Raw genomic sequence first — 24,325 nt, forward strand, 5'->3', positions numbered from 1 at the left:
CACCCCCGGCGCCGCCCCACACCCCACCCATGACGGGGAGGCCCCATGTCCGATCCCGAATCCCCTGACAACCCCGCCGCCACGGACCCCGCGCGCTACCGGATCTGCGCGACCTGCCAGGAGCCCGGCGCCGCCGCGATCACCCATATGTTCCTCACCGACTCCGGCGGCGCGTACGCCCGTTACTCGCATCCCGGCTGTGCAGCAGCAGCCGGCGATCCCGTGTCCGGCATGGAAACGGCCGCGACGCTGGAGGTCTCGCGATGAGGCTGGTCGGCGGGCTCCCGGACATCGGCGGCCTGTCGCAGGCGCAGCAGCGCGGCCTCGACTGCGTGTGGTGCGGGGTGACGCTGACCCCGGCGACCGCCGTCGACCTGGGGCCGCGTCCGCTGAAGATCCTGGACCACCGGACCAGTTGGTACCCCCGGGCCTGCCTGCGGCACGCGGTCGCCCGGATCTGCGCCGTCTGCGACGAGCCCGTCGTCGGCGAGGCCGAGACCGTGGTCGGCTTCTCGTCGTGCGGCGCCCGGCCGGACAGCTACCGGCATCCGGCCGGTACTCCCGGGTGCGTGCGCAAGCCGGGCAGCCGGAGGTAGGCGGATCCCGCGCCTCACGTACGTCGCGTACGTCGCGTCACGTCGAGGACCGGATCACCAGTTCCGTCGGGAGGACCAGCTGGGCCCCCGACCGCTCGCCCGCCGCGATCTGGGTCAGGAGCAGGTCCGTCATCGCGCGGCCCATCTCCTCTATCGGCTGGCGCACGCTGGTGAGCGGGGGGTCCATGTGGCGGGCTATCGCCGAGTCGTCGAAGCCGATCAGGGCGATGTCCTCGGGGACGCGACAGCCGCGTTCGCGCAGGGTCCGGCGGGCGCCCGCCGCCATCACGTCCGAGGCCGCGAACACCGCGTCCAGGGTGGGGACTCGGTCCAGCAGGGCGGCCATCGCACCCCGGCCGCCCTCCTCCGTGAAGTCCGCCTGGGCTGTCAGTTCCGGCGACGGATCAAGGCCCGCCTCCGCCATCGCCGATCTGTAGCCCTCCAGGCGGCAGCGGGCGCCGTACACGTCCAGCGGGCCGGTGATCGTGGCTATGGCGCGGCGGCCCCGGGACAGCAAGTGCGCCACCGCCGCCCGCGCGCCCGCGAAGTTGTCCGAGTCGACCGACGCCAGCGGCTCGTGTTCGGAGCGGGGGCCGCTGATCACGACCGGGATGTCCAGCTGTTCCAGGAGCTCGGGCAGCGGGTCGTCCGCGTGGACGCCGACCAGCAGGACCCCGTCGACCCGGTGGCCCGTGAGGTACTGGGCGAGGCGGCGGCGTTCGCGGTCGCCGCCCACCAGGGTCAGCAGGAGCTGCATCTCCGTGTCCGCGAGCGCCTGGCTCACTCCCCGTACGACCTCGGAGAAGTACGGCTCCGCGAAGAACCGCGTCGCCGACTCGGGGACGACCAGCGCGATCGCGTCCGTACGGTTGGCAGCCAGCGCACGGGCCGCGCGGTTGGGGACGTAGCCGAGTTCGGCCACGGCCGCCTCGACGGCCGCGCGCGTACGGTCGCTGACCCGGGGCGAACCGTTGATCACCCGCGACGCCGTGCCCCGTCCGACACCGGCGCGTGCCGCCACCTCTTCAAGGGTGGGCCGCCCCGCGCCGCGGCCCCGGACCGCGCGAGCTGCTGTCATGCCTGCCTCCCCGTCTCGCCGAATCCCGTGGAACTCCGCGAACTCCGCGGAACTCCGCTGAATTCCGCCGTACCCGGTCAACGTCACGAACCGCGACAACTCAGTGAACCGCGGTGCAAGCTAACAGCCCTGTCCCGGCGGCGACTGCCCTCGTCCGTTGTCTTGACACCCCCTCAGCCAGTCGACACCCTTCAAGACATACGGCTGGGAGCGCTCCCAACCCCCTTCGTACGTACATCCTTCGTACTTCCCTCGTACGGCAGTTGGAGGAACGTCATGCGACAAGCCATGCGCACCAGAACACGTACGTCCCTGCGAACGACGGTCGTCGTCGCCGCCCTCGGCGCCGGGCTGCTGCTCTCCGGCTGCGCCGACGACAGCGGCGGGCACAGCAATGGACCGGGCGGCAGCAGTGGGGGCGGTGGCGGGCGGACCACCCTCACCGTCGGCGTCTTCGGCGCCTTCGGGCTCCAGGAGGCCGGGCTGTACGACGCGTACATGAAGCTGCACCCCGACATCACGATCAAGCAGACCTCGATCGAGCGCAACGAGAACTACTACCCGCAGTTGCTCACCCACCTCGGTTCCGGCAGCGGACTCGCCGACATCCAGGCCGTCGAGGTCAACAACATCGCCGAGGTCACCGCGACCCAGGCCGGCAAGCTGGAGAACCTCGGCGCGGTGCCGGGCGTCGACAAGAACGCCTTCCTGCCCTGGAAGTGGGGGCAGGCCACCACCAAGGACGGCAAGACAGTCGGGCTCGGCACCGACATCGGGCCGCAGGGCATCTGCTACCGCAAGGACCTGTTCGCCGCGGCCGGGCTGCCCACCGACCGGGAGGCCGTGGGCAGGCTGTGGGCCGGGGACTGGAACAAGTACCTGGCGGCCGGGGACCGGTACAAGGCGAAGGCGCCGAAGGGGACCTCGTTCGTCGACTCCGCGTCCGGGGTCATGGCGGCCATCACCGGCAGCAGCGCCCACCGCTTCTACGACGCCGACGGGAAGATCGTCTACAAGACCAACCCGGCCGTGAAGGACGCCTGGGACACCGCGGCCGCCTTCGCCACCCATGGCCTGACCGCCAAGTTGCAGCAGTTTCAGCCCAGTTGGGACCAGGGGTTCGCCAACGGGACGTTCGCCACCGTCTCCTGCCCCGCCTGGATGCTCGGCTACATCCAGGACAAGGCGGGCGAAGCGGGCAAGGGCAAGTGGGACGTGGCGGCCGCGCCCAAGCCGTCCAACTGGGGCGGCTCCTTCCTCGTCGTACCGTCGGCGGGACGGCACCGCGCCCAGGCCGCCGAACTCGCGGCCTGGCTGACCGCGCCCGCGCAGCAGGCGACGTTCTTCGAGAAGCGCGGCAGCTTCCCGAGCGCCAAGGCCGCGTACGCCCTGCCTACCGTCGCCGACGCCAAGCACCCGTACTTCGACAACGCCCCCATCGGGCAGATCTTCGCCAGGGCCGCCGAGGGCACCCCGGTGCAGATCCTCGGCCCGAAGGACCTGATCATCGCCCAGAACCTGGCCGACGTCGGCATGCTCCAGGTCGACCAGAAGGGCAAGTCGCCGCAGGCCGGGTGGGACGCCGCGGTGAAGGCCATCGACAACGCGCTGGACCAGTGACGGTGGCGAGCGACACGGGGACGAGCGGTACGGGGACGAGCGGTACGGGAGTGGCCGTGTCGGCCGGGGCGCGCCCGTCCGGCTCCGCCCCCGGCTCGGACCCCGCCCCCGGCGACGCCGCCGAAGCCCGGCGGCGTGCGCGGCGCAGCCGTCGCTACCGGCGCGATCTGCGCTGGAGCCCGTACGCCTTCGTCGCGCCCTTCTTCCTCTTCTTCGCCGCCTTCGGGCTCTTCCCCCTCCTCTATACGGGCTGGGCCTCGCTGCACCAGGTCGAGCTGACCTCGCCGAACGAGATGCACTGGGTCGGGCTGCGCAACTTCTCCCGGCTCCTGTCCGACGACTTCTTCTGGAACGCGCTGCGCAACACGTTCACCATCGGCATCATCTCCACCGTCCCCCAGCTCCTGATGGCCCTCGGGATCGCGCATCTGCTCAACTACAAGCTGCGCGGCTCGATGTTCTTCCGGGTCGCCGTCCTCACCCCGTACGCCACCAGTGTCGCCGCCGCGACCCTCGTCTTCGTGCTGCTCTTCGGGCGTGACTACGGCATGGTCAACTGGGCGCTCGGCCAGGCTGGTTGGGGACCCGTCGACTGGCAGAACGGCAGGTGGACCTCACAGCTCGCCGTCTCCACGATCGTCGTCTGGCGCTGGACCGGGTACAACGCGCTGATCTACCTCGCCGCGATGCAGGCCGTGCCGCACGACCTGTACGAGTCCGCCGCGCTCGACGGGGCCACGCGCTGGCAGCAGTTCCGGCACGTCACCGTGCCCTCGCTGCGGCCGACCATCCTGTTCACCTGCGTCGTCTCCACCATCGGCGCCACCCAGCTGTTCGGCGAACCGCTGCTGTTCAACGGCGGCGCGGGGGCCACCGGCGGCTCCGACCACCAGTTCCAGACGCTCGGGCTCTATCTCTACGAACAGGGCTGGGTGAACCTCCATCTCGGCCGGGCCTCGGCGATCGCCTGGGCGATGTTCCTGATCCTGCTCCTCATCGGCGCGGTGAACTGGCTGATCTCGCGCAGACTCCGCAAGGAGGTGGCGAGTTGACCGCCAACCGGGCCGGACGCCAGCTGCACGGCGGGCGCCTCACCTACGCGATCCTGACCCTGTTCACCATCGGCTCCCTCTTCCCCCTGGTGTGGACCGCCATCGCCGCCTCCCGCAGCAACGAACGGCTCGCCCAGACTCCCCCGCCCTTCTGGTTCGGCGGTAACCTCTTCCGGAATCTGAAGATCGCCTGGACCGACGCCAACATGGGCACGGCCCTGCTCAACACCACGATCGTCGCCGGGTCGATCGCGCTCGGCACGGTCTTCTTCTCGACGCTCGCCGGGTTCGCCTTCGCCAAGCTGCGGTTCCGCTTCAAGAACGTGCTGCTCCTCCTTGTCATCGGCACGATGATGGTGCCGCCGCAGCTCAGCGTTGTGCCGCTCTACATGGTGGTCGCCAAGCTGTCCTGGACCGACCAGCTCCAGGCGGTCGTCCTGCCCACCCTGGTCAGCGCGTTCGGGGTGTTCTTCATGCGGCAGTTCCTCGTGGAGGCGCTGCCCACCGAGCTGATCGAAGCCGCCCGGGTCGACGGCGCGAGCAGCTGGCGGGTGGTGTGGCACGTCGTCTTCCCCGCCGCCCGGCCCGCGATGGCCGTCCTCGGCATGCTCACCTTCGTCATGGCCTGGAACGACTTCTTCTGGCCGATCATCGCGCTCACCCAGAACGGCAGCCCCACCGTGCAGGTGGCGCTCACCGGACTCGGCCGCGGCTATATCCCGGACCAGTCGGTCATCATGGCCGGCGCGCTGCTCGGCACCCTCCCGCTGCTGCTGGCGTTCGTCCTGTTCGGGCGGCAGATCGTCGGCGGGATCATGCAGGGCGCGGTCAAGGGGTGACCGCCCCGCCCACCGCGCCCGTGCCCGACCCCGTGCCCGCGCCCGCGCCCGTGCCCGCGCCCATGCCCATGCCCGTGCCCGTGCCCGCGCCCGCGCCCGCGCCCGTGCCCGCGCCCATGCCCATGCCCGTGCCCGTGCCCGTGCCCGTGCCCGCCAACGGCCTTCCTTCGCCTGCCCCCGGCGTCAACCTCCTTCCGTACCACCACGATGGGAGTGCTTCCATGTCCGCTGTGCCCGACCGCTTTCCGCCCGGGTTCCTCTGGGGCGCCGCCACCTCCGCGTATCAGATCGAGGGCGCGGTCGCCGAGGGCGGGCGCACGCCGTCCATCTGGGACACCTTCTGCCGTACGCCCGGAAAGGTGTCCGGTGGGGACAGCGGGGACGTCGCCGTCGACCACTACCACCGCTGGCGCGACGACGTCCGGCTGATGGCGGACCTGGGGCTCGGCGCGTACCGCTTCTCCGTGTCCTGGCCCCGGGTGCAGCCCACCGGGCGCGGGCCCGCCGTACAGCGCGGGCTCGACTTCTACCGGGCCCTGGTCGACGGGCTCCTGGAGCAGGGCATCCAGCCCTCCCTCACGCTCTACCACTGGGATCTGCCCCAGGAGTTGGAGGCGGCGGGCGGCTGGCCGGAGCGGGAGACCGCCTACCGGTTCGCCGACTACGCGCGGATCGTCGCCGACGCCCTCGGCGACCGGGTGGATATGTGGACCACCCTCAACGAACCCTGGTGCAGCGCCTTTCTCGGGTACGGCTCGGGCGTCCACGCGCCCGGCCGCACCGATCCGGTGGCCGCGCTGCGCGCCGCGCACCACCTCAACCTGAGCCATGGCCTCGCCGCCCAGGTGCTGCGCTCGACGCTGCCGGGAGCCAAGGTGGCGATCAGTCTCAACCCGAGCGCGATCAGGGCCCGCAGCCAGTCGCCCGCCGACCTCGACGCGCGCCGCCGCATCGACGCGCTCGCCAACCGCGTCTTCACCGGCCCGATGTTCCGTGGCGCGTACGACGCCGACCTGCTGCGGGACACCGCGCAGCTCACCGACTGGTCGTTCGTCCGCGACCGCGATCTGAGCGTCATCAAGCACCCCCTCGATCTGCTGGGCATCAACTACTACACACCCTCAGTTGTATCCGCCCCCACTGACAACGCCCCCGAAACCGGCCCTGACCAGCGCGGATCCCGGCTCGACGGGCATGGCCGAAGCGCCGAATCGCCCTGGCCCGGCGCCGATTCCGTGGAGTTCCACCGACCGCCGGGCGAGCTGACGACGATGGGCTGGGCGATCGATCCGACCGGCCTGTACGACCTGCTGATGCGCTACACCCGGGAGGCACCCGGCGTACCGCTGATGATCACCGAGAACGGGGCCGCCTACGACGACAAGCCCGGCCCGGACGGCGCCGTGCACGACCCGGACCGCATCCGCTATCTGCACGGCCACCTCTCGGCGGTGCGGCGCGCGATGCGGGACGGGGCGGACGTACGCGGGTACTTCCTGTGGTCCCTGCTCGACAACTTCGAGTGGGCGTACGGCTACAGCAAGCGGTTCGGGGCGGTGTACGTCGACTACGAGACGCAGGCCCGTACGCCCAAGTCGAGCGCCCGCTGGTACGCCGAGGTGGCCCGCACGGGCGCCCTGCCGGAGCCGCCGGACCTGGAGGTCGGAGAAAACGCCACTTGAACCTCACGTCGCGTCAGGATGCATCGTGGTGCCATGACCGCTTCCAAGACGTGGAAGGTGGGGCCGCTGGCCGAGGCCAGCGGGCTGACCGTCCGTACGCTGCACCACTGGGACACCATCGGGCTGCTCTCGCCGTCCCGCCGCACCTCGGGAGGGCACCGGGAGTACACCGAGGACGACATCGACCGGCTCTACCAGGTGCTCGCCCTGCGCAGCCTGGGGCTCGGGCTTGAGACCATCGCCGTCTGCCTGGACTCCGGGGTCGACCCGACCCGGGTCCTGCGCGACCACCGCGCCGGCGTCGAGGCGTCGCTCGCGGCGCTGGACGCGCTGCGGCGGCGGTTGCTGCACATCGAGGAGCAGATCGCCGAGGGGCACCGCCCGACGACCGAGGCGGTCCTCGCCGCGCTGCGCGCGACCGGGGCGGCCGGTTCGGCGGGCGAGCAGGCGCTGCGCCGGCACCTGGACGAGGACCAGATCCAGGTCCTCGCCACCCGCGCCGCCGCGCTCGGGCCGACCGCGCACTATCTGCTGGAGATCGAGTGGCCCGAGCTGTACCGGCGGGCCGAGGCGCTGCGCACGGCCAAAACCCCGCCCACCGACGCCTCCGTACGCAGGATCGTGGCGCGGATGGACGAGCTGAGCGTGCTGTTCGGCGGCGGGGACAGGAAGATCTCCGGCGGCGTGCGCGCGGCCTGGCGCGAGGATCCGGCCGCGATGTCGGGCGACGCGTCGGCCACGCCCGGGCAGTGGGACGACGTGTCGGCGTATCTGGACGCGGCGAGGGGCGCCGCGAGGGAGGGCAAGAGCGCGTGAACAAGTACTCCGTACTGCCGGTGCTGCTGATTGCGGTGCCGCTGCTGTACGTACTGGCGGCGGCAGGGGTGGTGCCGTGGGCGGCGATGGTGGGCGTGGTGATCGCGCTCGGCCTGCTGGCACTCGTCACACGCAAGGGGCGCGCGCCCCGGCCGGGTGGGGGGTGAACCGGCGGGACGCGCGCGTGGAGCTCGAAAGGGGGTCGGCACAGCCCTACTTGAGGGCGCCGAACGCCTTCGTGAAGGCGAACGGGTCCTGGACGATCGACGAGCAGGTGGGGTCGGCGGAGTTCTTCGCGCCGCCCGCGCACTGCTTGTCGCGGGCCCCGGACCACATCGCGAGCCAGCCGAGGCCCTTGGACTTGGCGAAGTCCACCAGCTGGGTGGCGTCGTCGACCTTGAACGTCTCGGTGCTGACGTCGTTGACGCCGATCATCGGCGTGACGGCGACGGCCTTCCAGGCGGCCGCGTCGGAGAGCCCGAGCACGCCCTTGATCTGGGCCTGGGTGGCGGTCGCGGCCTGGATGGCGTAGGCGCCCATGTCACCGCTGTACGAGGGCCCGTAGTCCATCGCCATGATGTTGACGGCCGAGACGGCGACACCGTTCTTCTTGGCGTCGGCGACCAGGTCGACGCCCGGCTGGGTCAGGCCCTCGGGCATGACGGGCAGCGTGAACGAGACGTCGAGCCCCGGGTGCGACTTCTGGAGCTGCGCGATGGCCTGCGCGCGACGGGAGTTGGCGGCGGTGTCCGGCAGGGCGGACCCTTCGATGTCGAAGTCGACCTTGGTGAGCTTGTACGCGTCGACGACCTTGCCGTACGCGGCCGCGAGGTCGGACGCGCTCTTGCAGACCAGGCCCAGTTCGGAGCCCGCGGCGCCGCCGAACGAGACGCGGACGTCACCGCCCTTGGCGCGCAGGGCGCCTATCTGCTGGGCGACCGCGTCCTTGCCAAGGTCGGTGACACCGCCCCAGAGCGGGGTGCAGCTGCCGGCGGAGGTGATGAAGGCGAGGTTGAAGTCCTTCACACCGGTCTTGGTGGCGGTGTCGACCAGGTCGTACGCCGGGTAGAGCGAGGTGTCGACGTACGGGGCGAAGCGCGCGCCGGTGCCGGTGCCGGGCTGGGTCGGGGGCGTTGTCCCGGTGGGGGTGGGCTTGGCCGTGGGCTTGGTGGTGGGCTGCGCGGTCGGCTGCGCGGTGGGGGTCGTCGGGCGGCCGCTGGGCTCGGGGGTGGCGCCGGTGTCGACCGAGCACTTCTCCTGGTCGATGAGACACCCGGTGGGGTCGCCCGCGGTGCCGGTGGCGGAGGTGACGAAGCCGACGGTGACGGACGCGCCGGGGGCGAGCCCGTTCTTGTCCCAGGCGGCGGGCTTCACGGTGACGTGCCGGCCCTTGACGGTCTGGGTGCCGTTCCAGAGGGAGGAGAGCGTCGTCCCGGCCGGGAGGTCGAACTCCAGGGTCCAGTCGGCGAGCGTCTTGCCGCTGTCGTTGGAGATGACGTACTGGCCGGTGTAACCGCCGCCCCAGGCACTGGTCTTGGTGTACGCGGCACCGACGGAGGCGGCCTGGGCGGTGCCGGTGAGCGCGAAGGCGGCGCCGCCGACGACGGCCGCGGCGACGACCGCGCCGATCGCCTTCGTCTTGCCGGTCGCTCGGCGGCGGTGGGTACGGGTCATGTCTGCGCCTGCCCTCTGGGGGTTGGGGGTGGTGGGGTGCGGGCAGCACGCTAGCCCGCCGGAAACGGGCGAATGGGGCGTGTGGGGTGGGAGTTGGGGATCTTAGGGTGCGCTTAAGGAACGCATGCGGCAGCTTTAACCCCGGGGGCTCCGCCCCCGGGCCCCTTAGATGGGCCCTTCGGGCCCGCTTTAGGGGCGCGGGGAACTGCGAGAGCAACCCAGCACGGTCCGCAGCCGAACAGATCCCCCGGAGGGTTTAGGGAAAGGGTGGGGTGGGGGCCGATCACGCCGGGGACGGGCGGCGGGGGCGGCGGCGGGCCCGGATGCGGGACGTCGGGGCGGGCGCCGCGCCCCGCCCGATCCAGACCCGTACCTCCGTGCCCCCGAGGAAAGAGCGCCCCAGCCGCACATCCCCACCCGTCGACTCCGCGATACGGCGGACGATGTCCAGGCCAAGGCCCGTGGACCCGCCGCCACTGGACCCGCGGGCCAGGGCCGCGCGCGGGTCGGGGATCCCCGGCCCCGCGTCCGAGACCAGCACGATCACCGCGTCGTCCGAGCTGTGGACGTCGACCGAGAACGCCGTCCCCTCCGGCGTGTGCCGGAACACATTGCCCAGCATCGCGTCGAGCGCCGCCACGAGTTCGGGCCGCGCGACCGGGATGCGCAGCGGCCGGTCGACGCCCGCGAGCCGCACCTCCCGCCCCTCGTCCTCCGCCAGCGCCGACCAGAACGCCATCCGGTCGCGGATCACCTCGCACGCGTCGCACCCGGCACCCGGCCCGGTCGGCTGGGTCTGCGGCTTCGCCTCCCGCGCGGTGCGGATGATCGTGTCGACCTCGCGCTCCAGCTGCTCGACCGCCGCGCGCGTCTGGTCGGCGGCCGGACCGTCCCCGAGGGAGGCCGCGTTGAGCCGCAGCACGGTCAGCGGAGTGCGCAGCCGGTGCGACAGGTCGGCCGCCAACTCCCGCTCATTGGCGAGGAGTTGCACCACCTGGTCGGCCATCGAGTTGAACGCGGCCGCCGCCGACCGCAGTTCCGCGGGCCCTTCCTCCGGCACCCGCGCGCCCAGCCGCCCCTCGCCCAGGTCCTGCGCCGCGCCCGCGAGCCGCTGCGCGGGCCTGACCATGCGTACGCCCAACCGGTCCGCGACCGCGACCGAGCCGATGACCAGCGCGATGCCCACCCCGGCAAGCACCAGCCAGGCGGTGGCGACGCCGTTGGTGACCTCGGCCTCGGGCACGTACACCTCGACGATCGCGATCTCACCGGAGCTCAGCGCGGTCGGCTGCAGCAGGGTGGAGCCGCCGGGGACGCCGGAGATGTACGCGCGGACCACCTTGCGGGTGGCCTCCAGGTCCTTCTGGGCCGCCCGCCGCCGGCCGATGTCCACCGGCACGCTGCCTTTCACGTCGGGAAGTGCCGGGATGTGCACGGCCATCCGGCCCGCCGCGCCCGCCTGGGTGGAGGCGACGGCCCGCTCCAGCGCGTCGCGGTCGGTGGTGATGGAGAGCGTCGGGCCGATCGCGGCGGCCTGGCGTTCCGCGTTGGAGAACGCGCGGTCGCGGGCCATCTCCCTGATGACCAGGCCCAGCGGTACGGCGAAGGCCAGCACCACCATCACGGTGACCGCGAGCGCCACCTTGACCAGCGCCCATCTCATCGCGTCGGCTCCGCCCTCGGTGGCTCCAGCTTCACCCCGACCCCGCGCAGGGTGTGCAGATAGCGGGGCTTGGCCGCGGTCTCGCCCAGTTTGCGGCGCAGCCAGGACAGATGGACGTCGATGGTCTGGTCGTCGCCGTACGACTGCTGCCACACCTCGGCGAGCAGTTCCTTGCGCGGCACGACCACACCGGGCCGCCCGGCGAGGAAGGCGAGCAGATCGAACTCGCGCCGGGTCAGATCCAGCCGCAGCCCGTCCAACTCGGCCTGGCGGCGCAGCGGGTCGACCCGCAGCCCGCCGACCCGGATCACCCGGTCCGGCGGCTCGGCCCCGGCGGCGGCCCGCGCCCGGCGCAGTACGGCCGTCATGCGCGCGGACAGGTGCTCCACCGAGAACGGCTTGACCAGGTAGTCGTCCGCGCCGTCGTTGAGCAGCCGGACGATCTCCGTCTCGTCGTCCCGCGCGGTCGCGATGATCACCGGTACGTCGGTGATGCCGCGCAGCATCTTCAGCGCCTCGGCCCCGTCGAGATCGGGCAGTCCGAGGTCCAGGACGACCACGTCGAACCGGAAATGGGCGACTTCGCGCAGCGCCTCAAGAGCCGTGCCGACGCTCCGTACCGTGTGGGACGCCTCGGTGAGGTGGCGGATCAGGGCGGAGCGGACGAACTGGTCGTCCTCGACCACGAGCACACTTGCCATGGGCGGCACCGTACGCCATCCGGAGTACGCCGGTCCCGGTCGGGACGCGAGGGGCGACGGGGGACACGTATGGGGCGCGTGGTGCAGTATGGCCCCGATGCACAGAGGACTCGTTCACGTTTGCGCGTGGTCGCTCGCCACCGGGGCGGCGGTCACGCTCTCCTGGTGGGGCGTCCACACGGTGATGGCCGGGACGGCGTACGACCCGCCGCGCGCGGTGCCGCTCACCGGCGACGGCCACACCGCGCAGGGGGCGGTGTTCCCGCTCCCGTCCTCGACGCAGCGGCCCCGGCAGAGCCCGTCGCCGTCCCCCTCCGCGAAGCCCGCCACGTCTCCTGACGGGAAGCCGACAAGCCACTCCCCCGAGCCGCCCGCGAACTCCTCGCCCTCGTCCAGCCCGTCCACTTCGTCCGGAAACGTGAAGGGGTACAACGTCGCGGGCGGGCGGGTCGTCTTCGACATCGGCAGCGCCTCGGCCCAGCTGGTCACGGCGACGCCGGACACGGGCTGGCAGATGCAGGTGTGGCGGCAGCCGACGTGGATCCGGGTGACGTTCAGCAAGGGCGGCCGCGAGGTCTCGGTCTTCTGCACCTGGTACAACCACGCACCTACGGTGGAGTTCGACGACCGGGGCTGACGCGCCATGGCGTTTCGCCCGTTACTTGGTGTTTCGCGCGCGCGTTACCGGAACACCGACGGCGGTGGTACCGGGGACGGCTTGGCGCTCGCGTCCGTGACCGCCGTCGCCCCGCCCGTGAAGTCGGCCAGCACGCGGCCGTGTTCGACGCGCCCCGGGTGCGGGTCGCCCGCGATGCGGCGGGTGAGTTCGGCCACCGGCAGCGGTACGTCCGAGGCGACCAGGACCGCGTTGCCGAACCGCTTGCCGCGCCACACCGTCGGGTCGGCGGCGAGCGCCAGCTCGGGGAAGATCCCGGCGGCGGTGGCTATCTGGCCGCGCAGATGCGCCAGCGGCGGGCCGTCGGCGAGGTTGGCCGCGTAGATCCCGCCGGGCCGCAGCACCCGGCGCACCTCGGCCAGGAACTCGGTGCTGGTCAGATGCGCGGGGGTGCGGGCGCCGCTGAACACATCGGCGACCACCAGGTCCGCCCAGCCGTCCGGGAGCTTGCCGAGCCCTTCGCGCGCGTCCAGGGCCCGTACGCGTATCCGGGCCTGCGGGTCGAGCGGCAGCTCCCGGCGTACGAGCTGGACCAGCGCGGCGTCGACCTCGACTATCTGCTGGCTGGAGCGGGGACGGGTGGCGGCGGTGTAGCGGGCGAGGGTGAAGGCGCCGCCGCCGAGGTGCAGCACGTCGAGGGGGCGGCCGGGGTCGGCGGCGAGGTCTATGACGTGGCCCAGGCGCCGCTGGTACTCGAAGGTCAGCCGGTCCGGGGCGTCCAGGTCGACGTGCGACTGGGGGGCGCCGTCCAGCAGCAGGGTCCAGCCGCGCGGGCGGTCCCGGTCGGGTATGAGCTCGGCGAGCCCGCCGTCGACCGCCTCGACAACAGCCTCGGCCGCGGCAGCACGCCCCCGCCGCGCCCCACCCTTGACCCCGCTCTTCGCCCCACTCCGTGCCGCCATCAGCCCATTATCGACCGGGGGACCGACACCCCGCGCTTTCAGGGCTGCGGGGGCGATTTCAGGGGCGGGGCTGTGACATTTGCGGCTCCGCCGCGATGGGGGTCCCCCCTGCTCCTTGAGAGCTCGGGGGAGCGACCAGCCACACACGGCCCGCACCCGAAAGCAGACCACTCCGGGCCAATCCATTCCGCGCCCCGCGCTCAGCGGCCCTCCGTGATCCCGTCCGCCGCCTCGATGAGCCGAGCCGCCTCCCCCAGGGCGTCCCGCAACACCGCGGGATCGGTGACGGGCAGCGCGTCGGCCGCGTCCGGCGGCAGCAGCCACCCGCTCCCGGCCAGCGCCGGCGACACCGGCAGCCGCAGCCCCCGCCCCTCGGTCTCCGTACACGCGCTGCCCGGCACGTCCCACGCCGCGGCCGTCCCGGGCGGCACCAGGAACCCGAGGGTGTCGCACGCGCCGTCGTGCAGCACGGGCCCCACCGCCGCCGGCGCGGCGGCGCGGCGCAGGATGTCCACCGCCTCCAGCCCCTGCCGCGCGGGCACGGTCACCAGATCGCAGGGCTCCGCGCCGGTGTGCGGCGGCGGCGAACCGAGGTCCGGGGTGGGCCGGTGCCGAGCGGTCGTCGTGGTCGTACCGGTGCCATTGATGTCCATGCCGGCCTCCAACAAGGCAACCCCCACGTGGTTTTTGCGGGTTGGCGGTATCCGCATGGTTCAACGCGGGCCCGAGTCAACGGCTACGGCACAACGCCGCCGCAAAGGATGGCAGTTCATAGCAGATCGCGGGTGAGATATCCCTTTTGTAGCCAAACTCTGGATGTGCGACGCGATGTTGCCGGTACGTTCTTGCTCCGCACCACCCCGCCAAAGAGAGCTGTTGAGCCATGGCGACGTCAACGGATCCCAGTGCCGGCCGGAACTCCCCGCGGAGCACCGGCGCCAAGGGCCCGAACACCGCGTTCCGGGAGCTGCGCGGCCAGCGCTCGCCGGGCGAGTTCGCGGCGGCGGTGCGCAGGGCGGCGCGCGAGATCGGCGAGCAGGTCGCCTGCGACGCGCGCTACATCGGACGCGTGGAGGCCGGCGAGATCCGCTGCCCCAACTACGCGTACGAGCGTGTCTTCCGGCACATGTTCCCGGGTCTGACCCTCACCGACATGGGGTTCTCGGCCCGCGAGACGGTACGGGGCCGGGGGGCTCGCGCGGACCGCGGCACGCCCCTGCCGCACGCGATGCCGCCGCACCACGACGACGGCACCATCGACATCGACAACCGTAACGACGAGGAGAGCGACGTGCTGCGTCGCGCATTCATGACCGGCGGATCCGCCACCGTGGCGGCCGTCTCGCTCGGGCTGATCCCCGAGCCCCCCGCGGCCGCCGCGCCCCTGGACTCCGTACGCGTACGGCGGGTCGGCGAGGCCGAGGTGAACGCGGTCGAGGACGCGGTCCGGCGGATCCGGCTGCTCGACGACCGGCACGGCGCGGACGGGCTCTACCGCCGGGCCGCGCAGCCGCTGCGCACCGCGTACGCGCTGCTCGACGCGGGCACCGCCCGCCAGTCCACCGCCGACCGCCTGCAAGCGGGCGCGGGCGAACTCGCCATCTCGGTGGGCTGGCTGGCCCATGACTCGGGCCGCTACGAGGAGGCCCGCTCGCACTACGCGGAGGCGCTTGCCACCGCGCGGCTCGCGGGCGACCCGGCCCTTGAGGCGCACGCCTTCTGCAATATGTCGTTCCTGGCCAGGGACGCGGGGCGGCCGCGCGAGGCGCTGCGGGCGGCGCAGGCGGGCAGCCGCGCGGCCCGCCAGCTCGGCTCGCCCCGCCTCCTCGCCCTGCTCGCGCTGCGGGAGGCGGGCGGCTGGGCGGGGCTCGGCGACCGGGGCGCCTGCGAGCAGTCGCTGAACCGGGCGCACGCGCTCTTCGCGCGCGGGCCCGCCGAGCGCGACCCGGAGTGGATGACGTTCTTCGTCGAGGCCGAGCTGGAGATGCTGGAGGCGCAGTGCTGGTCGGCGCTGGGCGACTGGTCGCGCGCGGCCGCCCACGCCCATCGCGCCGCCTGCGTCCAGGACCCGCACTTCACCCGCAACCTGGCGCTGTACCGCGCCGAGCTCGCCGACGACCTCGCGCGCGCGGGCGCGCCCACCGAGTCGGCGGCGGCGGGCCACCAGGTCCTCGACCTCCTTACGGAGGTCCAGTCGACCCGTATCCAGGCGATGCTCGCCGACACGGCCCGTATCCTCGCCCCGCACGGGACCTGCCCGGAGGTGGCGGCGTTCCTGGAGCGGCGGGCCACCGCGGCGGTCTGACGCCCCGGTGCGCCCGGTCTCAGCCCTCCAGGTGCCCCGTGTCGTTCCAGCGCTCGACCGCCGGGTCGCCGTACGCCCAGCCCAGGACCGAGATCGAGGTCGGGTCGAGCTTGATGCGGGCCGCGAAGCCGATCGGCTCGCCCAGCCAGCGCGCCGCGATCGAGCGCAGGATGTGCCCGTGGGCGAAGACGAGCACGTCCCGGTCGGCCGAGCGCGCCCAGTCGACGACCTCGTCGGCCCGCGCCGACACCTGGGCCAGCGTCTCGCCGCCCTCGACGCCGTCGCGCCAGATGAACCAGTCGGGCCGGGCCGCCTTGATCTGCGGCGGGGTGAGCCCTTCGTACGCGCCGTAGTCGAACTCCATGAGCACGTCCCAGTCGGTGGCCCGGTCGCCGAAACCGGCCAGCTCGCACGTCTCACGCGCGCGCAGCAGCGGGCTGGTGCGCACCTCGACGTCCTTCAGGCCGTCCCAGGGCGAGCGGTGCAGCCGCTCGCCGAGCAGCTTCGCGCCCCTGCGGCCCTCTTCGAGGAGCGGGATGTCGGTCCTGCCGGTGTGCTTGCCCAGGAGCGACCACTCGGTCTGCCCGTGCCGGGCGAGCAGGATGCGCGGGGCGGCGGCTGCCATGTCAGGTCTCTCCCGATGACGCTCGGAATCCGCCGAATGTTCGGCGGCGGTTCCCTTCCATCATCGCGCACCCTTCCGGCCGTCCTTCGCGTCCTTCGGGGGTGGGTGTACGTACACACCCACGTACACCGTACGGTTGAACACCTGTGTCGGGCCCGACGGGTCCTGAAGACGAGATGGAGAGGGTCCGCAGATGCAGCACCCCGCGCCTCGGCCCCGTTGGTGGACCGAGCTGCCGCTCATCGCCATCGTCTATGCCGCCTACTCGGCGGGCCGCCTCCTGGTGAGCGGCAGCGAATCGCAGGCCGAGGATCACGGCCTGGAGATCCTGCGCATAGAGAAGTACCTGCACATCAACGCCGAGCACCCGCTCAACCGGCTCTTCACGCGCACCCCGTCGCTCGGCATACCCGCCGACTTCGCGTACGCGTCGCTGCACTACCTGGTGACGCCCGCGATCCTGGTGTGGCTGTTCCGCCGCCGACCGCTGCAGTACCGCGCCGCCCGCACCTGGCTGATGCTCTCCACCCTGATGGGCCTCATCGGCTTCTCGCTGCTGCCGACCGCCCCGCCGCGTCTGCTCGACGCCTCGCAGGGCTTCGTCGACACGATGGCGCAGTACAGCTCGCACGGCTGGTGGGGCGGCGACGCGAGCGCGCCGCGCGGCATGGGCGGCATGACCAACCAGTACGCGGCGATGCCGAGCCTGCACGTCGGCTGGGCGCTGTGGTGCGGTGTGATGCTGTGGCGCTTCGGCGGCAACCGCTGGGCCAAGGCGGTGGGCGTCGCGTACCCGGTGACCATCGCGTTCGTGGTGATGGGCACGGCCAACCACTATCTGCTCGACGCGGTCGCGGGAGTCTTCGTGATGGGGCTCGGGCTGCTGCTGGCCAGGCCCGCGCTGCGGCTCGCGGACCGGATCCGGGCCCGGGTCGCACCGGGCACATTCGGCGCACGCGCCCCGATTGTCAGTGCCGGATGCAAGACTTCCCCGGGTGAGCGAATCCCAGGGCAGCGCGCCTCCGACGACTCCACCGCGGGAGCGGACGACAGCCATCCGTCAGCGGCTCGCTGAGCTGCGCGGACCCACGGTCGTACCGCGCCCGCTGGACGCCCGCGCACTCGCGGCGCTCGCCGCCAACCCGGGCTGTCGCAGACGCGCGCTCCTCGACGGGGCGGGCGTCGACAAGGGCGCGCTCGCCGAGGCGCTGGGCTCGCCCTCGGCGGCCTTCGGCCAGTCCCAGTTCGCCATCGCGCGCGGGACCACCTTCGAGTCCCGGGTGAAGGCGGACGGCGGTACGGAACTGCTGCGGCTGCTGTACGAGCACGTCGGCGCGGGCGGCGAGCCGCCCAAGGACGCGGCCGTGCCCGACCTGTCGGCCGCCGGCCCCGAGGGCCGTGCCGCGCGTACGGCGCTGGCCCTGCGCGAGGCGACCGCGTCCGGCGCGTGGACGCTGCTCGACCACCCGATGCTGGTCCTGAACGTGGCGGGCTCCCCCGCCTATCTGGAGCCGGACGCGGTGGTGGTGGCGCCGGACGGGCGCTGGACGGTCGTCGAGATCAAGTCCTTCCCGATGATCGACGCGGCGGCCGACCCGGCCAAGGTGGGCGCGGCGGCCCGCCAGGCGGCGGTCTACGCGCTGGCACTCGAACGCGTGGCGCATCTCACCGAGGGCGCCGAAGTGGCCCATTCGGTGCTGCTCGTCTGCCCGAAGGACTTCTCCAACCTGCCGACGGCCTCCCTCGTCGACGTCCGCAAGCAGCTGTCGGTCACCCGCCGCCAGCTGGCGCGGCTCACCCGGATCGAGGAGATCGCCGACGGCCTGGAGCCGGGCGCGAGCTTCGACCCGGACCGTCCGGCGCCGGAGCTGACGCGGACGGTCGAGTCGGTCCCGGCGGCGTACGCGCCGGAGTGCCTGGCCGCGTGCGAACTGGCCTTCCACTGCCGGGAGCGGGCCCGCGCGGCGGACGCGGTGACCGCGCTCGGCCGGGGTCTGCGGGCCGAGCTGGGCGGTCTGACGACGATCGGCGAGGTCCTGTCGGCCGCGCGCGCGGCCTCCGGAGACGCCGACGACCCGACGGTGGCGGCCCTGCGCCGGGCGGCGACACTGCGAGCGGAGGCGCTGGCGGGGGCGCGGTGCGCGGAGGCGGCGGCATGTTCCTGAGTCGTTCCACCGCACTTCGGCGGCCGCGCGCCCAGGAGGTGGGCTCATGTCGCTGATCACCACCCTGGCCCGGCTAGAGGCCGCCGAGGCCGGGCGGGCCGTGCCGCTGGCCACCGTGCGCCACCGGCATCTGTCCGAGCGCCCGCTGGTGTTCGTGCCGCTGACCACCTCCGGCGAGGCGGGGGCGCCGCTGGGGGCGCTCGTCGGGACCGACCGCGAGGCGCCCCGGCTGCTCGTGGTGCCGCAGCCGCGCGACCGCGAGCTGCGGTTCGCGTTCCTCGCCGAGCTCGCCGACGCCGTACTGCCGCACCTGGAGGGATACGGGGACGACGTCGAGCTGGTCGAACGCAACGAGACCGACGCCGAGAGCGGCAAGAAGACGAAGGTCGAGGTCGAGCTGTGCGCCGACGCGCCGCAGCTCGTCGTGCCGGGACGGGCCGCGATCGACTTCGTACGGCTGCTCGGCCGGTCCATGCGCTTTCGCCGCACCGCCGAGCAGGACCCCGACACCCCGCACCCCGCGCCGCCGCGCGTCCCGCTGCTCGGCCGCTGGCTCACGCACTACGGGGAGCGCGCCCGCGTCCCCGGCTCCGCGCTGCTGCTCGCCACGACCGACCTGCTCGGGCGGCACTGGGCGAGTGGCCAGTCCAGCCTGGAGGACCAGCACCTGGCGGCGCTGCTTGCCTGGATCGACCCGCCCGAGGGCGTCTCGGGCGCCGAGGCGGCGCTCCGTGCGGAGCTGGCCCGCGACCGGGACGGACAGCTGCTCTGCCCGCCCGCCGGCCCGGCCACCGACCCGGCGTTCGACAACAAGCTGCTCGCCCCGGCCATCGACCGCTACGACCGGGCCCGCCAGGCGCTGTACGCGGCGCAGGACGGCGAGACGGCCGACGCCCTGCTCGGCGATCTGCGCCGGGCCGAGCAGGAGATCCGCCGCCTGGTCGCGGACCAGCTGCGCCCCACCTGGGCGGCCGTATGGCACGCCCTGGACCTGCTGCGGGAGCTTCCCGAGGCGCCGCGCGCGGTGGACCGCTGGACCCGCGACCGCTGGTCGTTCACCGCCCACCGCGACCGGGTGCGCGCGGGCGAGCCGCCGCAGCCGCGACGCGACGACGCGGTGACGGCGGCCGCCAAGCTCGCCTCCCGGGAGACCGCGCAGGCCCAGCTGGAGGCGCAGGAGGCGCTGGACGACCCGCTGGTGATGGCCGGGCGCAGGCTGGCCGGGGAGGCGTTCGCGGGCGAGGTCACCGAGGTGGTGATGGCGTGGTCGGAGTCGAAGCGGCCGAGCCCGCGCCCGCTGGTCACCGTGCGCACCGACGACGCCCCGCACCTGGCCGAGCGGGCGAAGGTGTTCCGCTCGCTGGACGGCAGACCCCAGTCCGCCGAGTTCGTGGGGTACGAGGCGGACGGCGCCCTGGTCCTGCGGCTGCTCGACAAGATGGGCCGCGGCAAGGACCCGGCGCCCGGCTCGGTGCCGGACAAGGGCGAGCCGGTGTGCTGGACGCTCTTCGAGCACGACCAGCGCGGCGGCCCGAAGCTGCCGGACCCCGAGGCCACCCCGTGGACCCACGGCGGCCCGCCCGGCACGGACGCGGAACACCCCGATCCCCTCACCCCGGAGGACCTGCTGTGACCCGCCCCGACAGCGGCTTCGACCCGGCAGCGGCGGCGGCCGAGGCCACCGGGAGGATCCTCGACCACACGCTGAACGGCGACGCGCGCGGTGTCGTCGTGGACTCGCCGCCGGGCGCCGGAAAGTCGACGCTCGTGGTGCGCGCCGCGCTCGAACTGGCCGCCGCCGGGCGCCCGTTGATGGTGGTGGCGCAGACCAACGCCCAGGTCGACGACCTCGTCGTGCGGCTCGCCGAGAAGGAGCCGGAGCTGCCGGTCGGCCGGCTGCACAGCAGCGACTCCGACCCGTACGACAAGGCCCTGGACGACCTCGCCAACGTACGCAAGTCGGCGAAGCCCGGTGATCTCGCGGGCCTCGACGTGGTGATCTCGACGGCCGCGAAGTGGGCGCACGTCAAGGACGTCGAGCCGTGGGCGCACGCGATCGTGGACGAGGCGTACCAGATGCGCTCGGACGCGCTGCTGGCCGTGGCCGGGCTGTTCGAGCGGGCGCTGTTCGTGGGCGACCCGGGCCAGCTGGACCCGTTCGCGATCGCCGACTCCGAGCAGTGGGCGGGGCTTTCGTACGACCCGTCGGCGAGCGCGGTCACCACCCTGCTCGCCCACAACCCCACACTGCCGCAGCACCGGCTGCCGGTCTCCTGGCGGCTGCCCGCGTCGGCTGCGCCGCTGGTCTCGGACGCGTTCTACCCGTACACACCGTTCCGCAGCGGTACGGACCACGGCGACCGGCGGCTCGCCTTCGGCGTCGCCTCCGACGGCTCGGCGCCGGACCGGGCCCTGGACGAGGCGGCCGAGTCGGGCTGGGCCCTGCTCGAACTGCCGGCCCGCCACACCCCGCGCACGGACCCCGAGGCGGTACGGGCGGTGGCCCAGGTCGTCCGCAGGCTGCTGGACCGGGGCGGGGCCGCGACCAGCGAGCGCTCCCCGGCCCCGGTGCCGCTGACCGCCGGGCGGATCGCGGTCGGCACGGCCCACCGCGACCAGGCTGCGGCGGTACGGGCGGCGCTCGCGGAGCTGGGGGTGACGGGGGTCGCGGTGGATACGGCGAACCGGCTCCAGGGCCGGGAGTTCGACGTGACGGTCGTGCTGCACCCGCTCTCCGGGCGGCCCGACGCGACCGCGTTCCACCTGGAGACGGGCCGCCTGTGCGTGCTCGCCTCCCGGCACCGGCACGCGTGCGTCGTGGTGTGCCGCGCGGGCGTCGCCGACCTGCTCGACGAGCACCCCTCGACCGAGCCGGTCCAGCTGGGCGTCACCGTGAAGTTCCCGGACGGCTGGGAGGCGAACCACGCGGTGCTGACGCATCTGTCGGAGCACCGGGTGGCGTACCGGCCGTAGCCCCACGGCGGCGGGGGCGCGCGGCGGGGCGCGCCGGGCCGGGGCAGGCCCCCTTGCGGGGCGCGGGACAATGGAGGGTGGCCCGGGGCGAACACCGGGCCGTTGAAATGTGGCGTGAACCGTGGCGTGAGGAGACCTGATGGCGGAGCCCGAGCGGAAGGAGCAGCGGCTGCGGCCCGCGCCGTTGCTGTTCGAGCCTGCCGAGGCCGCCGCCGACCCGGAGCACTTCTTCGACCTGGAGTCGATCGAGGACCCGCGTGAGCTGCTGTCCCGCGCGACCGAGCTGGCACTGGCGTTCCGCGCGGCGGCGGACCGGGCCGTCGAGTACCAGGCGATCGCGGCCGCGCAACTGGGCGACCCGCGCCGCTTCGACCGCCTCACCGCCGCCGACATCGCGGACCGGGCGCAGTGGACCGAGGACTACGCGAAGAAGATGGTCGAGTTCGGCCGGGATCTGCTGCGGGGGACCGAAGCGAAGTAGCGGGGCGCGAGCCGGGGGCGGGCCGCAGGCCAGGGCGCGGGCTGGGGCGGGGCCGCAGGCCAGGGCGCGGGCCGGAGGCCGCGCGCCTCCGGGCGCCTCAGCCCGCCCGCGCACTCCGCCCGATATCCCTGGCTCACACGCCCTCGGCATATGCGGGGGCGCACCATACGCCTTCCCGCCCCACCCTGTCCCGGTTTCCGGCAACTATTAGGAGCAGAACGTCCGGGATCGGTAGATCTAACTCACATGAGCATTGTGGAGTGCGACGAGGCCCCGCTCACCGACGACGCCGCCGGTGAGGTGACCCCCGAGGGCGCGGCCTGGCTGGTCTCGGCCGCCACGCATCCGCGCAGCACCCTCGCGCTGTGGGAGGCGCGGCCGACCGCCCCGCTCGTGCTGCCCTGCGGCACCGCGTTCGACGTGGTCAGCGCGCCCTCGGTGTTCGGGCGGCGGATGCTCGACCGGCTGTGGTCCCAGGGCGCGGGCGTCGGCCCGGTCGCCCGGCACCGGGGCCGCCTGCTGCTCTTCGCCGCCCCCGGCACCGCCCACCGCCTGCCGTCCCTGCTGCACTGGGAGGAGTGGGCCGCCGTGCCGCCGCTGCTCTGCCACGGCACCGGGGACGCGGTCACCGTCCCCGCGCTCGAACGCTCCGGGCACCCCGAGGCGGCCCGCTGGGTGGTCGCCCCGCACACCCGCGAGCCGTGGCTGCCGGGCCCGGACATCCTGCTCTGGGCGTGCGTACGAGCGGCCCGCGACGCCTCCGCCGGCGGGCGCCGCTTATCGATTTTTCCTCCCGCCGATCAGGATGCTAAGGTCTACGACGTCAGCAGGCGCCGCTAGCTCAGTTGGTTAGAGCAGCTGACTCTTAATCAGCGGGTCCGGGGTTCGAGTCCCTGGCGGCGCACAGACGGAAGAAGCCCTTCGCGCAAGCGGAGGGCTTCTTCGTTTTCCCGCACCGACTTCCCGCACCGGCTTCCCGCACGAGGCTGCCGCGCGAGAGGCTGCCGCGCGGCGTCCCCGTACAAGCCCCCCCCGACCCTCGCGGAGCGGCCCTCACGGAGTGACCCGCACGGTCCACCCCCCCGACCGCGTCCGCCCCGCCACCTCGATCTTGATCTTCTCGCCCGGCACCGTGTACGTCTCGCCGACGCCCAGCGGCGCGTCCGCCAGCGCCGGGTAGACCGAGTGCTCCCAGCACGCCCCCGTGTCCGGATGCGTGTCCAGGACCTCCACGGGGCCGCTGCCGGACGCGGACCCGCTGCGCACCCGGTAGATCAGCACCCCTTCCGTGCAGGTCGACCGGTCGTTGCCGGTCGCGTCCCGTACCTCGATGGCCAGCGCGCTGTCCGCCGACGTACGCACCACCGCCAGCCGCACGCCCTCCCGGCCGACGCGCTCCGGCGGCGCCGAGAGCGACTCCAGCGTCAGCGTGGAGCCGCGCGCGGGCACGCACGCCACCTGCCGCCGGTCCAGCCACCCCAGCTTCCACTTCTGCCAGCCGAACAGATCGGGCGCCATCCCGAACTGGCTGCCCATCACGTCCCAGTCGCCGACGTACGTGTCCCAGTCGCCCTTGCCGTCCACCGGCCGGTGGTAGAGGTCCGGCAGGTCGAAGACGTGCCCGGTCTCGTGGGCCAGGACGTTGCGGTCCGGCGGGTGCTGTTCGAAGACGGTGACGACCCGTTTGATGTCCGTACCGTCGACCCGCAGCGGCTGGTCGAAGTTGACGACCTTCGTGGCGTCCGAGTCGACGCCCGGCGCGTACGGGTCGGCGACCAGGTAGACGATGTCGTACGCGGAGAAGTCCACCGTCGGATCGGCGGCGCCGATCGCGTCGCGCAGGTACTCGGTGCGCTTGTCCGGGTCCCAGTCGCGCTGTATCCGGTACGCCGTGGACGCCTTCGGCATCTTCACCCAGTTCGGCTGCGGATGGGCGGCGAGCTTGAACTTGCCGTACGAGGCCCGGTCGAAGAAGTCGCTGGTCGCCGGGAAGTAGTCGCCCGCCAGCTCCTTCGGCGAGATGGTCGGTGCCGAGTCCGGGAAGGACAGGAAGATCAGCACCGCGTTGAGGGTGTGGACCGGGCGCGGGTAGGCGGAGTTCCAGGTGTCGACGCCGAGCGAGTGGTGGGCGGCGGTGCGGGGCAGCGCGCAGGGCATCGCCGATCCGGCGGCCACGGCGGGGCCCGCCACGAGGGTCGTGGCGGCAACCGCCGTGAGGGAGGTGAGCGCGGCGGCGGCACTGCGCAGCCGGACACGCTCCACTCCCCCGGGTGTCAGCTGACGCTCCACGTCGACCTCCGGGTACGGAATGCGGGACACCTCACCCACCTTGTGCGGGTTTGAGGGATTACGCCCTGTTCCGCTGCCCCAGTCGGGTGAGGGGCCCGACACCAGCCCGACACCCCGATGCCTCACGGAAAGTCACAATTGGTCACATGGGAATCGCCGCTGGCCAGACCCATGCAGAAACGATCGGT

The 24,325-nt window shown here is 73.1% G+C and carries 25 protein-coding genes and 1 tRNA gene; 17 read left to right on the forward strand and 9 right to left on the reverse strand.

All coding sequences use genetic code 11. The features are described 5' to 3' along the window. Window positions 1–45: 45 nt before the first annotated feature. Window positions 46–267, forward strand: coding sequence for a hypothetical protein (locus tag ACGFRG_RS12910; RefSeq protein ID WP_361427917.1), 222 nt, complete (start codon window positions 46–48; stop codon window positions 265–267). Next, window positions 264–596, forward strand: coding sequence for a hypothetical protein (locus ACGFRG_RS12915; RefSeq protein ID WP_393263537.1), 333 nt, complete (start codon window positions 264–266; stop codon window positions 594–596). The genes ACGFRG_RS12910 and ACGFRG_RS12915 overlap by 4 nt, the downstream gene beginning before the upstream one ends. A gap of 37 nt (window positions 597–633) precedes the next feature. Here the strand turns inward: ACGFRG_RS12915 and ACGFRG_RS12920 are convergent, their stop codons facing one another. Next, window positions 634–1,674 carry a LacI family DNA-binding transcriptional regulator gene (locus tag ACGFRG_RS12920; protein ID WP_361427913.1) on the reverse strand — a complete coding sequence of 347 codons (1,041 nt, stop codon included), beginning with the start codon at window positions 1,672–1,674 and terminating at the stop codon, window positions 634–636. Window positions 1,675–1,962: 288 nt separating this feature from the next. Between ACGFRG_RS12920 and ACGFRG_RS12925 the strand changes: the two genes are divergently transcribed. The 3 genes from ACGFRG_RS12925 to ACGFRG_RS12935 are packed head-to-tail and all read left to right on the forward strand — an operon-like array spanning window position 1,963 to window position 5,185. Beyond that, window positions 1,963–3,294 (forward strand): ABC transporter substrate-binding protein, encoded by a 1,332-nt coding sequence (locus ACGFRG_RS12925; RefSeq protein WP_393263539.1) that lies wholly within the window; start codon window positions 1,963–1,965, stop codon window positions 3,292–3,294. Between the two features lie 56 nt (window positions 3,295–3,350). Continuing rightward, complete coding sequence (locus ACGFRG_RS12930) at window positions 3,351–4,346, forward strand: sugar ABC transporter permease (RefSeq protein ID WP_361427951.1); 996 nt, start codon at window positions 3,351–3,353, stop codon at window positions 4,344–4,346. Beyond that, window positions 4,343–5,185, forward strand: a complete 843-nt coding sequence (locus ACGFRG_RS12935) for a carbohydrate ABC transporter permease (RefSeq protein WP_393263541.1) — start codon at window positions 4,343–4,345, stop codon at window positions 5,183–5,185. Before ACGFRG_RS12930 ends, ACGFRG_RS12935 begins: the two co-directional genes overlap by 4 nt. Here the strand turns inward: ACGFRG_RS12935 and ACGFRG_RS12940 are convergent. Further along, a complete protein-coding gene (locus tag ACGFRG_RS12940) occupies window positions 5,175–5,342 on the reverse strand; it encodes a hypothetical protein (protein ID WP_393263543.1) in 168 nt (55 codons plus the stop codon). The two genes, ACGFRG_RS12935 and ACGFRG_RS12940, sit on opposite strands and share 11 nt — an antisense overlap. Before the next feature lie 64 nt (window positions 5,343–5,406). Here ACGFRG_RS12940 and ACGFRG_RS12945 point away from each other — a divergent pair, with 64 nt between their 5' ends. The 3 genes from ACGFRG_RS12945 to ACGFRG_RS12955 are packed head-to-tail and all read left to right on the forward strand — an operon-like array spanning window position 5,407 to window position 7,850. Continuing rightward, window positions 5,407–6,867: a glycoside hydrolase family 1 protein gene (locus tag ACGFRG_RS12945; RefSeq protein ID WP_393263545.1), complete on the forward strand. Its 1,461-nt coding sequence runs from the start codon at window positions 5,407–5,409 to the stop codon at window positions 6,865–6,867. A 33-nt stretch (window positions 6,868–6,900) separates the two neighbouring features. Beyond that, the gene (locus ACGFRG_RS12950; protein WP_361427905.1) at window positions 6,901–7,683 is read left to right on the forward strand and encodes a MerR family transcriptional regulator; all 783 of its coding nucleotides are present in this window, start codon (window positions 6,901–6,903) and stop codon (window positions 7,681–7,683) included. Continuing rightward, the gene (locus tag ACGFRG_RS12955) at window positions 7,680–7,850 is read left to right on the forward strand and encodes a hypothetical protein (RefSeq protein WP_393263547.1); all 171 of its coding nucleotides are present in this window, start codon (window positions 7,680–7,682) and stop codon (window positions 7,848–7,850) included. The genes ACGFRG_RS12950 and ACGFRG_RS12955 overlap by 4 nt, the downstream gene beginning before the upstream one ends. A gap of 46 nt (window positions 7,851–7,896) precedes the next feature. On the opposite strand, the gene ACGFRG_RS12960 is transcribed toward ACGFRG_RS12955, so the two are convergent. The 3 genes from ACGFRG_RS12960 to ACGFRG_RS12970 form a co-directional block, all read right to left on the reverse strand. Next, the gene (locus ACGFRG_RS12960; RefSeq protein WP_393263549.1) at window positions 7,897–9,357 is read right to left on the reverse strand and encodes a cellulose binding domain-containing protein; all 1,461 of its coding nucleotides are present in this window, start codon (window positions 9,355–9,357) and stop codon (window positions 7,897–7,899) included. A 283-nt stretch (window positions 9,358–9,640) separates the two neighbouring features. Beyond that, a complete protein-coding gene (locus ACGFRG_RS12965; RefSeq protein WP_393263551.1) occupies window positions 9,641–11,020 on the reverse strand; it encodes an ATP-binding protein in 1,380 nt (459 codons plus the stop codon). Further along, a complete protein-coding gene (locus ACGFRG_RS12970; RefSeq protein ID WP_361427897.1) occupies window positions 11,017–11,721 on the reverse strand; it encodes a response regulator transcription factor in 705 nt (234 codons plus the stop codon). The genes ACGFRG_RS12965 and ACGFRG_RS12970 overlap by 4 nt, the downstream gene beginning before the upstream one ends. 97 nt (window positions 11,722–11,818) lie before the next feature. On the opposite strand from ACGFRG_RS12970, the gene ACGFRG_RS12975 reads away from it, so the two are divergent. Next, window positions 11,819–12,358 (forward strand): hypothetical protein, encoded by a 540-nt coding sequence (locus ACGFRG_RS12975; protein ID WP_393263553.1) that lies wholly within the window; start codon window positions 11,819–11,821, stop codon window positions 12,356–12,358. 44 nt (window positions 12,359–12,402) lie between these two features. Here ACGFRG_RS12975 and ACGFRG_RS12980 read toward each other — a convergent pair whose 3' ends face one another. Continuing rightward, window positions 12,403–13,299: a spermidine synthase gene (locus tag ACGFRG_RS12980; RefSeq protein WP_393263555.1), complete on the reverse strand. Its 897-nt coding sequence runs from the start codon at window positions 13,297–13,299 to the stop codon at window positions 12,403–12,405. Window positions 13,300–13,499: 200 nt separating this feature from the next. Next, window positions 13,500–13,952, reverse strand: coding sequence for a hypothetical protein (locus tag ACGFRG_RS12985; RefSeq protein ID WP_393263557.1), 453 nt, complete (start codon window positions 13,950–13,952; stop codon window positions 13,500–13,502). 230 nt (window positions 13,953–14,182) lie between these two features. Here ACGFRG_RS12985 and ACGFRG_RS12990 point away from each other — a divergent pair, with 230 nt between their 5' ends. After that, window positions 14,183–15,604 carry a tetratricopeptide repeat protein gene (locus ACGFRG_RS12990; RefSeq protein WP_361427889.1) on the forward strand — a complete coding sequence of 474 codons (1,422 nt, stop codon included), beginning with the start codon at window positions 14,183–14,185 and terminating at the stop codon, window positions 15,602–15,604. 19 nt (window positions 15,605–15,623) lie between these two features. Here the strand turns inward: ACGFRG_RS12990 and ACGFRG_RS12995 are convergent, their stop codons facing one another. Next, window positions 15,624–16,229 (reverse strand): histidine phosphatase family protein, encoded by a 606-nt coding sequence (locus tag ACGFRG_RS12995; protein ID WP_361427887.1) that lies wholly within the window; start codon window positions 16,227–16,229, stop codon window positions 15,624–15,626. Between the two features lie 193 nt (window positions 16,230–16,422). On the opposite strand from ACGFRG_RS12995, the gene ACGFRG_RS13000 reads away from it, so the two are divergent. From ACGFRG_RS13000 to ACGFRG_RS13030, 7 genes are all read left to right on the forward strand, one after another. After that, on the forward strand, window positions 16,423–17,304 hold the full coding sequence (locus tag ACGFRG_RS13000; RefSeq protein WP_361427885.1) for a phosphatase PAP2 family protein: 882 nt from the start codon (window positions 16,423–16,425) through the stop codon (window positions 17,302–17,304). Next, window positions 17,225–18,394, forward strand: coding sequence for a hypothetical protein (locus ACGFRG_RS13005; RefSeq protein ID WP_393263560.1), 1,170 nt, complete (start codon window positions 17,225–17,227; stop codon window positions 18,392–18,394). The genes ACGFRG_RS13000 and ACGFRG_RS13005 overlap by 80 nt, the downstream gene beginning before the upstream one ends. A 46-nt stretch (window positions 18,395–18,440) precedes the next feature. Next, complete coding sequence (locus ACGFRG_RS13010) at window positions 18,441–20,027, forward strand: hypothetical protein (RefSeq protein ID WP_361427881.1); 1,587 nt, start codon at window positions 18,441–18,443, stop codon at window positions 20,025–20,027. Beyond that, the gene (locus ACGFRG_RS13015; RefSeq protein ID WP_361427879.1) at window positions 20,024–21,367 is read left to right on the forward strand and encodes an AAA domain-containing protein; all 1,344 of its coding nucleotides are present in this window, start codon (window positions 20,024–20,026) and stop codon (window positions 21,365–21,367) included. The genes ACGFRG_RS13010 and ACGFRG_RS13015 overlap by 4 nt, the downstream gene beginning before the upstream one ends. A 139-nt stretch (window positions 21,368–21,506) precedes the next feature. Next, on the forward strand, window positions 21,507–21,848 hold the full coding sequence (locus ACGFRG_RS13020; protein WP_188278234.1) for a hypothetical protein: 342 nt from the start codon (window positions 21,507–21,509) through the stop codon (window positions 21,846–21,848). 246 nt (window positions 21,849–22,094) lie between these two features. Beyond that, a complete protein-coding gene (locus tag ACGFRG_RS13025) occupies window positions 22,095–22,688 on the forward strand; it encodes a bifunctional DNA primase/polymerase (protein WP_393263563.1) in 594 nt (197 codons plus the stop codon). Next, window positions 22,679–22,752 (forward strand) — tRNA-Lys (locus ACGFRG_RS13030). The genes ACGFRG_RS13025 and ACGFRG_RS13030 overlap by 10 nt, the downstream gene beginning before the upstream one ends. Before the next feature lie 149 nt (window positions 22,753–22,901). Here the strand turns inward: ACGFRG_RS13030 and ACGFRG_RS13035 are convergent. After that, window positions 22,902–24,167: a M6 family metalloprotease domain-containing protein gene (locus ACGFRG_RS13035; RefSeq protein ID WP_361427875.1), complete on the reverse strand. Its 1,266-nt coding sequence runs from the start codon at window positions 24,165–24,167 to the stop codon at window positions 22,902–22,904. Between the last annotated feature and the right edge of the window lie 158 nt (window positions 24,168–24,325).

It is taken from the genome of Streptomyces sp. NPDC048696 (assembly GCF_043198895.1).
Taxonomy (GTDB): Bacteria; Actinomycetota; Actinomycetes; order Streptomycetales; family Streptomycetaceae; genus Streptomyces.